The organism is Paraburkholderia sp. (assembly GCF_035501035.1).
Taxonomy (GTDB): Bacteria; Pseudomonadota; Gammaproteobacteria; order Burkholderiales; family Burkholderiaceae; genus Paraburkholderia.
On sequence record NZ_DATJWR010000241.1, the window covers coordinates 1 to 11,454 of the forward strand.

12 protein-coding genes are annotated in these 11,454 nt (G+C 66.0%); 6 read left to right on the plus strand and 6 right to left on the minus strand.

Features of this window, described 5'->3' with window-relative positions; genetic code table 11:
- The 6 genes from VMJ11_RS17720 to VMJ11_RS17745 all read right to left on the minus strand — a co-directional run.
- The coding region (locus VMJ11_RS17720; protein ID WP_325620695.1) for an MFS transporter at window positions 1-369 on the minus strand (369 nt) is incomplete at its 3' end.
- A 236-nt stretch (window positions 370-605) separates the two neighbouring features.
- Window positions 606-1,475: a formyltetrahydrofolate deformylase gene (purU, locus tag VMJ11_RS17725; protein ID WP_325620696.1), complete on the minus strand. Its 870-nt coding sequence runs from the start codon at window positions 1,473-1,475 to the stop codon at window positions 606-608.
- 65 nt (window positions 1,476-1,540) lie between these two features.
- A complete protein-coding gene (locus tag VMJ11_RS17730; protein ID WP_325620697.1) occupies window positions 1,541-2,410 on the minus strand; it encodes an NUDIX hydrolase in 870 nt (289 codons plus the stop codon).
- Window positions 2,411-2,448: 38 nt separating this feature from the next.
- Window positions 2,449-3,063: a LysE family translocator gene (locus tag VMJ11_RS17735; RefSeq protein WP_325620698.1), complete on the minus strand. Its 615-nt coding sequence runs from the start codon at window positions 3,061-3,063 to the stop codon at window positions 2,449-2,451.
- 87 nt (window positions 3,064-3,150) lie between these two features.
- Window positions 3,151-3,717, minus strand: coding sequence for an adenine phosphoribosyltransferase (locus VMJ11_RS17740; protein ID WP_325620699.1), 567 nt, complete (start codon window positions 3,715-3,717; stop codon window positions 3,151-3,153).
- Between the two features lie 150 nt (window positions 3,718-3,867).
- Window positions 3,868-5,883 carry a cation:proton antiporter gene (locus VMJ11_RS17745; RefSeq protein ID WP_325620700.1) on the minus strand — a complete coding sequence of 672 codons (2,016 nt, stop codon included), beginning with the start codon at window positions 5,881-5,883 and terminating at the stop codon, window positions 3,868-3,870.
- Between the two features lie 328 nt (window positions 5,884-6,211).
- Here VMJ11_RS17745 and kdsD point away from each other — a divergent pair, with 328 nt between their 5' ends.
- From kdsD to VMJ11_RS17775, 6 genes are all read left to right on the plus strand, one after another.
- Window positions 6,212-7,195, plus strand: a complete 984-nt coding sequence (kdsD, locus tag VMJ11_RS17750; RefSeq protein ID WP_325620701.1) for an arabinose 5-phosphate isomerase KdsD — start codon at window positions 6,212-6,214, stop codon at window positions 7,193-7,195.
- The gene (locus VMJ11_RS17755) at window positions 7,195-7,758 is read left to right on the plus strand and encodes a 3-deoxy-D-manno-octulosonate 8-phosphate phosphatase (protein ID WP_325620702.1); all 564 of its coding nucleotides are present in this window, start codon (window positions 7,195-7,197) and stop codon (window positions 7,756-7,758) included. Before kdsD ends, VMJ11_RS17755 begins: the two co-directional genes overlap by 1 nt.
- On the plus strand, window positions 7,755-8,357 hold the full coding sequence (gene lptC / locus VMJ11_RS17760; RefSeq protein ID WP_325620703.1) for an LPS export ABC transporter periplasmic protein LptC: 603 nt from the start codon (window positions 7,755-7,757) through the stop codon (window positions 8,355-8,357). The genes VMJ11_RS17755 and lptC overlap by 4 nt, the downstream gene beginning before the upstream one ends.
- Window positions 8,358-8,388: 31 nt before the next feature.
- Entirely contained in the window at window positions 8,389-9,084 is a 696-nt protein-coding gene (gene lptA, locus VMJ11_RS17765) for a lipopolysaccharide transport periplasmic protein LptA (RefSeq protein ID WP_325620704.1), read from the plus strand.
- Complete coding sequence (lptB, locus tag VMJ11_RS17770; protein ID WP_325620705.1) at window positions 9,081-9,872, plus strand: LPS export ABC transporter ATP-binding protein; 792 nt, start codon at window positions 9,081-9,083, stop codon at window positions 9,870-9,872. Before lptA ends, lptB begins: the two co-directional genes overlap by 4 nt.
- 283 nt (window positions 9,873-10,155) lie before the next feature.
- On the plus strand, window positions 10,156-11,454 hold a 1,299-nt coding region (locus VMJ11_RS17775; RefSeq protein ID WP_325620706.1), incomplete at its 3' end, for an RNA polymerase factor sigma-54.

Sequence of the window (11,454 nt, forward strand, 5' to 3'; positions counted from 1 at the left end):
CGAGGCGCCCGCGAAGCCCACGAAAAGGCCTGGCACGAGGAATTGCCAAAGTTGCGTCGCGTACGAGACGAGCCAGATCGGCACGACCGTTGCGAGCATGGTGAAGAAGAAGACGACGCGGCCGCCCAGGCGGTCGGTCCAGATGCCGAGCGGCACGCGAGCGAGCGAGCCGGTGAGCACCGGCATCGCGGCGATCAGGCCGAATTCGGTATCGGTGAGATGGAGCTGCTTCTTGAGTGGAATGCCGAGGATCGCGAACATCATCCAGACGGCAAAGCAGATCGTGAACGCGAAGGTGCTCGAGCCGAGCACGCGCCATGCACGGCTATCGGATACGGCATCCGCCTGTGGGGATGGGGCGGCTTTCATGATGTTTCCTCTTGTCGTCGGTTGACATGACAAGGGTAGGAAACGCGAAAGGCGCGGACTATTCTCCGCAGGGAGTGCGCGACGACGCGCCGCTACATCTTACGGAGTAGTACGGGGGGATTGAAACGGTGCGCGAGGAGAGACCGCATGCATACGGATGCGCCCGTGAGCAACAAGACTATTTCGAAAAGCCGTAGCGTGTCGTGCAACGCGCTACGGCATGATGTCGCAGTCGATCAGCGGAAGACCACCGTCTTGCTGCCGTTGAGCACGATGCGGTGCTCGACGTGCCACTTCACCGCGCGCGCGAGCGTCACGCACTCCACGTCGCGGCCGATCGCCGTGAGCTGGTCCGGCGTCATGCTGTGATCCACGCGCTCCACTTCCTGCTCGATGATCGGGCCTTCGTCGAGATGCGTCGTCACGTAGTGCGCGGTCGCGCCGATGAGCTTCACGCCGCGATCGAACGCCTGGTAGTAGGGCTTCGCGCCCTTGAAGCTCGGCAGGAACGAGTGATGGATGTTGATCGCGCGACCTTCGAGCGCATCGCACAGTTGCGGCGAGAGGATCTGCATGTAGCGCGCGAGCACCACGAGATCGGCACGCTCGTTGTTCACCACTTCGAGCACGCGCGCTTCCTGCGCAGCCTTGTCGGCAGCCGTGCCGCCGAGCAGCGGGAAGTGGTGGAACGGGATGTTGTAGCTCGCGGCAAGCTGATAGAAGTCCTTGTGATTCGAGATGATCGCCGGAATTTCGATCGGCAGCTGGCCGGTGCGATAGCGGAACAACAGGTCGTTCAGGCAGTGCCCGATCTTCGAGACCATGATGACCACGCGCGGCTTCACGTTCGCGTCGTGCAGTTCCCAGCACATGCCGAACTCCTGCGCGAGCGGCGCGAACGCGTGGCGCAAGCCTTCGAGCCCCGGGTCGCCGCCCACCTGCTGGAAGTGCACGCGCATGAAGAACTCGCCCGTATGGCTGTCGCCGAACTGGGCCGAGTCGAGAATATTGCTGCCGCGCTCGAACAGAAAGCCCGACACGGCATGCACGATGCCCGGCCGGTCGGCGCACGACAGTTTGAGGATAAAGCTGTGTTCGGTCGACATGACCTCGATAACTCCCTTCTATTGCTTTGTTGCAGCCAGGCTGCGGGCGTAAGACCGGCGCCCTTTCACAGCGTCGGCGGCTCGAAGATCGCGGCAATGCCCTCGCACGCGTCTTCGTCGATCCATTGGCGGCGCAGCAGGCAGTCGAGCGTCGCGAGGCTCGCGTCCACCGTCATCGCGCCTTCCTCGATCCAGCGCGCGGCTTCGTCGATGCGCGCGAGGCGGTGCTCGCCGACTTCGCCATCCTGGTTGTGGGGCACGAAATCGGGCGACAGCACGAGATCGTAGACGAAGATCTGCTCGGCCTGGGTGCCTTCGGGCAGCGACTGCAGCACATGGACCGTGCGGCCCGCGCGCGCCTCGCGCGCCAGGTCCTCCGCAATGCCCGCCTCTTCCCAGCACTCCTTCACGAGCGTGGCCTCCACGCCGAACCCCCAGCCAATGCCGCCCGCCACGATATTGTCGAGCATGCCGGGGTCGGTGGCCTTGGTGTCGCTGCGCCGCGCGATCCACAGTCGCGGCGCGCCGGGCGACCCGGAGCCCGCATATTCTACGACGCCGTTCAGATGCACCGCGTACGTCATCGTGCCGAAGAAGCGCGAGGCCGCGCGCTCGATGAAGGCAAGCGGCGGCGCGTCGAACGCGTTGCGGATCGCGTAGGTTTCGTTGCGCCAGCCGGGAATGCGGCCCTCCGCGGCGAGCGCGCCGATCACGGAGCCGAGCGCCGCGCTGCGCGCCGTGACGTTGTCGAACCGCGAGGCGAGCGCCACGCGCGCACTGGGCGCGTCGCCGTCGATCTCGAACACGTCGGGCCAGCGTGCGAGCAGCGCCACGTCGTTCTCGCGTATCCAGCCAACGCGCTCGTCGCCGATATGAAATGGCAGATGCGCGCCGACGTCGAAACGACGTGCATCCGTAATGCAAGGCAAGGTCATCGTGAAGGACTCCGGAGTTCGGTCGCTCGTTCAACCGCTCAATCGCGCAGGGCGACACGAATGCCGATGGCGATGAACGTCAGGCCGGCAACGCGATCGAGCCATACGCCCGCGCGCGGCCGGCGCTTGAGCCAGCCGCCGATCGTACCCGCGCACAGCCCGAAGATCGAGAACACCACGACCGTCTGCGCCATGAACACGAGACCGAGCTCGAGCATCTGCAGCGTGACGCTCTGCGCGCCATGCGCATCGACGAACTGCGGCAGGAACACGACGAAGAAGAGGGTCACCTTCGGATTCATCATGTTGCCGAGCACGCTCTGGCGAAAGATCGCCGAAAGCGGCTGGCGCGGCCGGTCGCCCGCGGCGGCGAGGCCCTGGCTGCGCAGCGCTTTCACGCCGATCCACACGAGGTAGGCCGCGCCCGCGAGCTTGAGGATCTGGAACGCGAGCGGCGACGAGCGCAGCACGGCGGCCACGCCGAGCGCGGCGAGCGTGGTGTGGAACGTCACGCCCGCGGCGAAGCCGAGCGCGGCCACGAGCCCGGCCGCGCGGCCCTGCGAAATGCCGCGCGCGAGCACCTGCAGATTGTCGGGGCCGGGCGCAAACGTGATGGCAATGGATGTAGCGAGAAAGAGCGCGAAATTCGGCATGGGGCGTGATCCGTGGCGATGAGCGTTCAGTGGCCGCATTCAGTGGCCACATTCAATGGCCGAATGCGGCGGCGACCATGACAGCGTTCAGTGACCGCCGAAGGTAGTCACCGTGAAGAGCGGAAGGCCCGCTTCGGTCAGCAGCTTCGAGCCGCCCAGGTCCGGCAGGTCGATGATCGCCGCGCCCTCCACCACGCTCGCGCCGAGGCGTTCGAGCAGCAGCTTGCCGGCCATCATGGTGCCGCCAGTGGCGATCAGGTCGTCGACGATCACGACGCGGTCGCCCCTGGCGCAGGCGTCCTCATGAATTTCGACGGTCGCTTCACCGTATTCGAGCTGGTAGGTCTCGGATACGGTCTTGTACGGCAGCTTGCCGATCTTGCGGATCGGAATGAAGCCCACGTTCAGCTCGTAGGCGACGATCGGCCCGATGATGAAGCCGCGCGCATCGAGACCCGCGACGTAGTCGAGCTTCGCGTCCACGTAACGCTCGACGAACAGGTCGATCAGCACGCGCAAGCCCTTCGGATGGCCAATGAGCGGCGTGATATCGCGGAATTGCACACCCGGCTGCGGCCAATCGGGCACCGTGCGGATCAGGCTGTTGACGAACTGGGCGGCTTCAGCGTTCGGGTTCGCTGGCGCGTTGGACATGATTTCTCCGGGCGATATCTAGATAAGCAAACGACAAGCAGTAAACGGGGCGGGAGTCGCGGGCGAGCTCTCGCGTTTCGGTCGGCCAAAGGCGCCTGTGGCGGCTGACGCGCCTGAGGTGCCTGAGGTGCCTGAGGTGCCTGAGGTGCCTCAGGCCGCCGCCGCGCCCGCGCCGGCCGCGCCGGACTTGCGGTGCCGCGAGAGCAGCTCCTCGGCCTGCGCGAGTTGCTCGGGCAGGCCGCGCAGCACGACGATGTCGGCTTCGCGCAGCTTCGTCGAGGGGTCCGGCTCCACGCCGCGAATGCCGTGGCGGCGAATCGCCGTCACCTCCACGCCGAGGTCGTAGAGGCCCACTTCCGCGAGCGTGCGGCCCACGGCGTCGGCGCGCTCGTCGACCGGTACGGATTGTAGCCGCACCTGCTCGTGACCGTCCTCGCCCACATCGTCGGTGCCGTGGAAGTAGCCGCGCAGCAGGCTGTAGCGCTCGTCGCGCAGCTCTTCCACGCGACGAACCACGCGCCGCATCGGCACGCCCATCAGCACCAGCATGTGCGAGGCGAGCATCAGGCTGCCTTCCACGATCTCCGGAATCACCTCGGTCGCGCCCGCGGCGAGCAGGCGCTCGAGATCGGCGTCGTCGACGGTGCGCACGATCACGGGCAGCGTGGGCTCCAGCTCGTGGATGTGATGTAGCACGCGAAACGCCGACTGCGTGTTGGCATAGGTGATCGCCACGGCAGCCGCACGGTGGATGCCCGCGGCGACGAGCGATTCGCGCCGCGCCGCATCGCCGAACACCACCGACTCCCCGGCCGCCCCCGCGGCCGCCACGCGGTCCGGGTCGAGGTCGAGCGCGACATAGGAGAGGCCTTCGTATTCGAGCATGCGCGCGAGGTTCTGCCCCGCGCGGCCATAGCCGCACACGATCACATGGCCGCTTTGCTTGATGCTTTGCGTGGCGATGCGCGTCATCATCAGCGACTGCTGCATCCATTCGGTCGAGGACAGGCGCAGCACGATGCGGTCCGCGTTCTGGATCAGGAAGGGCGCGGCCAGCATCGAGAGCAGCATGGCGGCGAGAATCGCCTGGAGCAGCGTCGGGTCGACGAGATGCTTGTCGAGAATGAGGTTCAGCAGCACGAAGCCGAATTCGCCGGCCTGCGCGAGGCCGAGGCCGGTGCGCATGGCCACGCCGGGCGAGGCGCCGAAAAAGCGCGTGAGCGCCGTGATGAGCACGGCTTTCAGCACGACCGGCCCGACGAGGAACCCCGTCACCATGAGCGGGTGCTGCCAGATCACGTGCGGATTGAGCAGCATGCCTGTCGTCACGAAGAAGAGGCCGAGCAGCACGTCGCGAAACGGCTTGATGTCCTCTTCCACCTGATGCCTGTACGGCGTTTCGGCGATCAGCATGCCCGCGATGAAGGCGCCGAGCGCAAGCGACAGGCCGAACTTGTCGGTGATGAACGCCGCGCCGAGCGTGACGAGCAGCACGTTGAGCACGAACAGCTCCTGCGAGCGGCGCCGCGCGACCACGTTGAACCAGCGCGTCATGAACTTCTGGCCGACGATGAGCAGAATGCCGAGGGCGAGCACGATCTTGACGGCGGCCATGCCGAGCGATTCGATGAGCGACGCCGACGACCCGCCGAACGCCGCGATCACGATGAGCAGCGGCACGACGGCCAGGTCCTGGAAGAGCAGCACGCCGAGAATATTGCGGCCGTGCTCCGATTCGATCTCGAGCCGCTCGGAAAGCATCTTGCTGACGATGGCCGTGGACGACATGGCGAGCGCGCCGCCGAGCGCCACGCACGCCTGCCAGGTGATGTGCACCCACGGCTCGAGCACGAAACCGAGCAAGAGCGCCACCGCGATCGTGCCCATGACCTGCAGGAGCCCGAGGCCGAATACCGCGTGGCGCATGGCGCGCAGCTTCGAGAGCGAGAATTCGAGCCCGATCGAGAACATCAGGAACACGACGCCGAACTCGGCCAGGTTCTGCGCGCCGTGCGTGTCCGGCACGATGCCGAGCGCGCGCGGGCCCACGAGAATGCCGACCGTGAGGTAGCCGAGCATTGGCGGCAAGTTCAGAAAACGGAACAGCACGACGCCGACCACCGAGGCGAGCAGCAGGAACAGCGTCATTTCCAGCGGGGAGATCATCGTGTGAAGCGTCCTCGTTCGTCAGCGTGACCGGGCGATGCCAATTCTGCCTCGCACCGATCCAGTCCAATCCGAGGTCAATGATCGACGCAAAGGCGGCGCGATGGGAAGTGCTACCGGGGAAACCATGGGCGCCCCGCAAGACATTCCCGTAGGGAACGTCGCAGGACGTACTCCTGGGGTGCGCACCGCAGGACGTCCCCGAAGGGAACGTCTCAGGAAGCCCCCTTGGGGGAGAGCTGCGGGGGCGAGCCTCGTGGCTCGCGCACGAGGTTTTCGCGCTGGGGGCGTCGGCGCGGCGCGCAGACGCCTTTGTTATACTCCGCGAATGATAGCGAAAATCAATGGCGACCGGGCGCTGAAGCTCGCTCGCGACGTGCTCGACATCGAAGCCGACGCCGTGCGCGGTCTTCGTGACCGCCTGGACGACAGCTTCGTCGGCGCGGTCGATCTCATTCTCAGTTGCCGCGGACGCGTAGTCGTCTCCGGCATCGGCAAATCGGGCCACATTGCCCGCAAGCTCGCGGCCACGCTGGCTTCCACGGGCACTCCCGCGTTCTTCGTGCATCCGGCGGAAGCGAGCCACGGCGACCTCGGCATGGTCACGGCCGACGACGTCTTCATCGGCCTTTCGAACTCCGGCGAGTCGGAAGAACTCGTGGCGATCCTGCCACTCGTCAAGCGCATCGGCGCGAAGCTCATCGGCATGACGGGCCGCCCGCAATCCACACTGGGCCAGCTCTCAGATGTGCATCTGAACGCCGCGGTCGAGAAGGAAGCCTGCCCGCTGAACCTCGCGCCCACTGCGAGCACGACGGCGGCGCTCGCCCTCTCGGACGCGCTCGCGCTCGCGGTGCTCGATGCGCGCGGCTTCGGCGCCGACGACTTCGCGCGCTCGCATCCGGGCGGCGCGCTCGGCCGGCGCCTGCTGACCTATGTGCGCGACGTCATGCGCACGGGCGACGAGATCCCGAAGGTGCGCGACGACGTCTCCGTGCGCGACGCCCTCTTCCAGCTCACGGCCAAGCGCATGGGCATGACGGCGATCGTGAATGCGAACGACAGCGTCGAAGGCATCTTCACCGACGGCGATCTGCGCCGCGTGCTGGAGCGCGTGGGCGACTTCCGCGACCTGCCGATCGCGCAGGTCATGACGAAGGGCCCGCGCACCATCGGCCCGGACCAGCTCGCGGTCGAAGCCGTGGAACTGATGGAGCGCCATCGCATCAATCAGATGCTGGTCGTCGATGCCGAGGGCACGCTGATCGGCGCGCTCAACATGCACGACCTGTTCTCCAAGAAGGTGATCTGATGGCTCCCCAACTCGACGCAACCGCGCGCGCAGCGCGCGTGCGGCTCATGATCTTCGACGTCGACGGCGTGCTCACCGACGGCAGCCTCATGTTTACCGGCGCCGGCGACACGATGAAGTCGTTCAACTCGCAAGACGGCCACGGCGCGAAGCTCTTGCGCGAAGCCGGCATCGACACGGCCATCATCACCGGGCGCCGCTCGGAGATCGTCGCCGTGCGCGCGAAGGAGCTGAAGATCACGCACCTGTGGCAAGGTGTGGAGGACAAGCGCGTGGCATTTGCGGAGCTGCTCGCCCAGACGGGCGTCGCGCCCGAAGAATGCGGCTACATGGGCGACGACTGGCCCGACCTCGGCGTGATGCTCCAGTGCGGCTTCGCTGCCGCGCCCGCAGACGCCCATGCGGACGTGCTCTCGCGCGCCCACTGGGTGTCCGACAAGCGAGGCGGCCACGGCGCCGTGCGCGAAGTCACCGACCTCATCCTGCGCGCGCAGAACCGCTACGAAGCCATGCTCGCCGCGGCCTGCGCGCCCAACGCCTCGCACGGCGCGGAGCCGCGATGAATCACCAGAAGTTCCGCCTCACTTCGCTCGTGCCGCTCGTATGCGTGGCCGCGCTCGCCGGCTTCACGTGGTGGCTGCTGCAGGCCGTCCAGCCGCGCGAAAAGGAGGCGCCGCCGCGTCCGCCCACGCATTCGCCCGACTATTTCGCCGACAACTTCTCCGTGTCCGAACTCGACCAGTCGGGCGCTACGCAGTACCGGCTCACGGCCACGCACATGGTGCACTACGAGGACGACGAGAACAGCGACCTCACGAATCCGGCGGTGCGCGCGTTCCAGCCCGGCAAGCCGATCGTCACGGCCACGGGCCTGCGCGGCACCGTGAACAGCGATGCCTCGATCGTCAATCTGTACGACAACGCGCGTATCCTGCGCGCGGCCGGCTATGGCGACCCCGAAATGCAGGCCGATTCCGAACATTTCAAAGTGCTCGTGAACGACGATGTGATCCTGACCGAAAAGCCGGTTAAACTTCGACGCGGCCAGTCGGTCATGACGGCCACCAGCGGCATGAACTACAACAATGTTTCCCGGGTCATCCAGCTCTTCGGCAACGTCCGTGGCTCGATCGCCCCGGCTGACTCCGGCGGCTCGTCCTGAACGCCGGGCCGTCCACGCAAGGCATGATTGCATGAACGATTCGCTTTCCCGTCCTCTGAACGGCCGTTCGCCTGACGCGCGCCGCACCCGCCACGTCGCTTTTGCGGCGTGGTCGGTGCTCGCTGCGGCGCTGCTGTTCGCAGGCCTCGCGCCCACGGCACACGCCGAGCGCGCCGACAAGGACAAGCCGCTCAATATCGAAGCGGACAACATGACCTATGACGACCTGAAACAGCAGACCGTCTTCACCGGCCACGTGGTCGCCACCAAGGGCACGATCCTCATCAAGGCAGACAAGCTCGTCGTCACGCAGGACCCGCAGGGCTACCAGTTCGCGACCGGCACCGTAGCGCCGGGCACGCCCGACGACAAGCTCGCCTATTTCCGCCAGAAGCGCGAAGGCCTCGACGAGTACATCGACGGCACCGCCGAGCGCATCGACTACGACGGCAAGCAGGATCTCACCACGCTCACGACGCGCGCCACGGTGCGCCGCCTCCAGGGCCTCTCGACCGTGATGGACCAGGTCCACGGCAGCGTCGTCACCTACGACGGTCAGAACGACTTCTACACGGCAAGGTCGGGCAAGGACGTCGCCGGCCCGGGCAACCCCTCGGGCCGCGTGCGCGCGATGCTCTCGCCGCGCAACAGCGGCCCGCAGCAGATCACCGGCGCCCCGGCCAAGCTCGCCCCGTCCGACACGCTGCAGGGAGCGCCGCAACAGTGAACACCGTCACCGCTCCCCAAAGCCACGGACGCCAGCTCGCCGGCAAGACGAGTTCGCTCGTCGTACGCAACCTGAAGAAGCGCTACGGCTCGCGCACGGTCGTCAAGGACGTTTCGCTCGATGTGAAAAGCGGCGAAGTGGTTGGGCTCCTCGGGCCCAACGGCGCCGGCAAGACCACCTCGTTCTACATGATCGTGGGGCTCGTGCCGCTCGACGCCGGCGAGATCGACCTCGACGGCCAGTCCATCAGCCTGCTGCCCATCCACAAGCGCGCGGCGCTCGGCCTTTCGTATCTGCCGCAGGAAGCCTCGGTGTTCCGCAAGCTCACCGTCGAGGAGAACATCCGCGCGGTGCTCGAACTGCAGGTCGACGCCAACGGCAAACGTCTGCCGAAAGACGTCATGACCGATCGCGCCGAGGCGTTGCTCGACGAACTGCAGATCGCGCACCTGCGCGAGAACCCGGCGCTCTCGCTTTCGGGCGGCGAACGCCGGCGCGTCGAAATCGCGCGCGCGCTCGCAACCGACCCGAGCTTCATTCTGCTCGACGAGCCGTTCGCGGGCGTCGACCCGATCGCCGTGCTGGAAATCCAGAAGATCGTGAAGTTCCTCAAGCAGCGCAACATCGGCGTGCTGATCACGGACCACAACGTGCGCGAGACGCTCGGCATCTGCGACCACGCGTACATCATCAGCGACGGCACCGTGCTCGCGGCCGGCGCGCCCGGCGACATCATCGAGAACGAAAGCGTGCGCCGCGTCTATCTCGGCGAGCACTTCCGCATGTGAACCCCAGGGCGCGCCTCGCGCGCCCGCTCGCCACTCATGGCAACCTCGTGGCGCTCACGGAACGTGAGCGATCCGCTCCACGCTTTCCTGCGTTTTCCCTTCAGTTTCCCTGTCTCGATCCGTTGCATCGACCTTGCCCCGAAAAGGTGCACAGCAAGATGCGCGGCAGCCCTGTTTGCGCACCAAATTTCGGGCATTCGGCGGTGAGGCACACGCTCGTTTTTGCGAATGCCCCGTGGTTTCGCCCGCGTGGCAAACTCTTTACAATGATCCGCACATCGCCATGAAAGCCAGCCTCCAACTCCGCCTCTCGCAGCATCTTGCGCTCACGCCACAACTGCAACAGTCCATCCGGCTGTTGCAGTTGTCGACGCTTGAACTGCAGCAGGAGGTCGCCACGGCGATCGCCCAGAACCCGCTGCTCGAAAACGAGGACGACTGGATCGCAAGCCCGCTGCGCGTGGCCGCCGACGGCTCGCTCATTGCTCAGCCGCCCACGTCCGCCGGCGCCGAGCCGATGCAGGGCGCGAGCAGTTCGAGCGCGCCGTCCAACGGCAGCGGCGAAAGCGGCGAGGGCGAACCGCAAGGCGTGGACGAATACAACGGTCTTGGCGGCGAAGCAAACGGCGACGCGAGCCAGTGGAATCTCGACGACTACGGCCGCTCGGGCAACGCCTCCGACGACGACGATCTGCCGCCACTTCAGATCCACGAATCGACCACCACGCTGCGCGACCATCTGATGGCCCAGTTGCGCGAGACGAACGCGAGCCCGCGTGATCGCGCGCTCATCACGTTCCTCATCGAATCGCTCGACGAAGACGGCTACCTCAGCGCGACCAGCGAGGAAATTCTTGCCGACATCCCCGAGGAGCTGGAAGTCGACGCCGACGAGCTCAATGCCGCGCTCGCGCTGCTGCACAGCTTCGACCCCGCGGGTGTGGGCGCGCGCTCGGCTTCCGAGTGCCTCAAGCTGCAGCTGTTGCGCGTCAATTCGTCGCCAACGCGCACGCTCGCGCTCGAGATCGTGTCACACCATCTGGAACTGCTCGCCGCACGCGACTTCACGCGGTTGCGCAAGCAACTGAAGGCAGGCGACGACGAGCTGCGCGAAGCACATGCGCTGATCCGCTCGCTGGAGCCGTTCCCGGGTGCATCGTATGGCAAAGCCGAAGCCGACTACGTGGTGCCGGACATCATCGTCAAGAAGACCGGCCAGAACTGGCATGCGGAACTGAACCCCGAGGTGGTGCCGAAGCTGCGCATCAACCACCTTTACGCGAATATTCTGCGCAACAACCGCGGCGATCCGGGCTGCGGCTCGCTGCGCCAACAGCTGCAGGAAGCACGCTGGCTCATCAAGAACATCCAGCAGCGCTTCGAGACGATCCTGCGTGTCGCGCAGGCTATCGTCGAGCGTCAGAAGAACTTTTTCGTGCATGGCGAAATCGCCATGCGCCCCTTGGTTTTGAGGGAGATTGCTGATACGCTGGGCCTACACGAATCAACTGTCTCGCGTGTGACAACCGGTAAATACATGCTGACTCCATTCGGGACACTTGAATTTAAGTACTTCTTCGGA

Excerpts from the sequence above, each read along its gene's own strand:
- purU (WP_325620696.1), bottom strand. The coding sequence starts at position 1,475 with ATGTCGACCGAACACAGCTTTATCCTCAAACTGTCGTGCGCCGACCGG.
- VMJ11_RS17730 (WP_325620697.1), bottom strand. The coding sequence starts at position 2,410 with ATGACCTTGCCTTGCATTACGGATGCACGTCGTTTCGACGTCGGCGCG.
- VMJ11_RS17735 (WP_325620698.1), bottom strand. The coding sequence starts at position 3,063 with ATGCCGAATTTCGCGCTCTTTCTCGCTACATCCATTGCCATCACGTTT.
- VMJ11_RS17740 (WP_325620699.1), bottom strand. The coding sequence starts at position 3,717 with ATGTCCAACGCGCCAGCGAACCCGAACGCTGAAGCCGCCCAGTTCGTC.
- VMJ11_RS17745 (WP_325620700.1), bottom strand. The coding sequence starts at position 5,883 with ATGATCTCCCCGCTGGAAATGACGCTGTTCCTGCTGCTCGCCTCGGTG.
- kdsD (WP_325620701.1), top strand. The coding sequence starts at position 6,212 with ATGATAGCGAAAATCAATGGCGACCGGGCGCTGAAGCTCGCTCGCGAC.
- VMJ11_RS17755 (WP_325620702.1), top strand. The coding sequence starts at position 7,195 with ATGGCTCCCCAACTCGACGCAACCGCGCGCGCAGCGCGCGTGCGGCTC.
- lptC (WP_325620703.1), top strand. The coding sequence starts at position 7,755 with ATGAATCACCAGAAGTTCCGCCTCACTTCGCTCGTGCCGCTCGTATGC.
- lptA (WP_325620704.1), top strand. The coding sequence starts at position 8,389 with ATGAACGATTCGCTTTCCCGTCCTCTGAACGGCCGTTCGCCTGACGCG.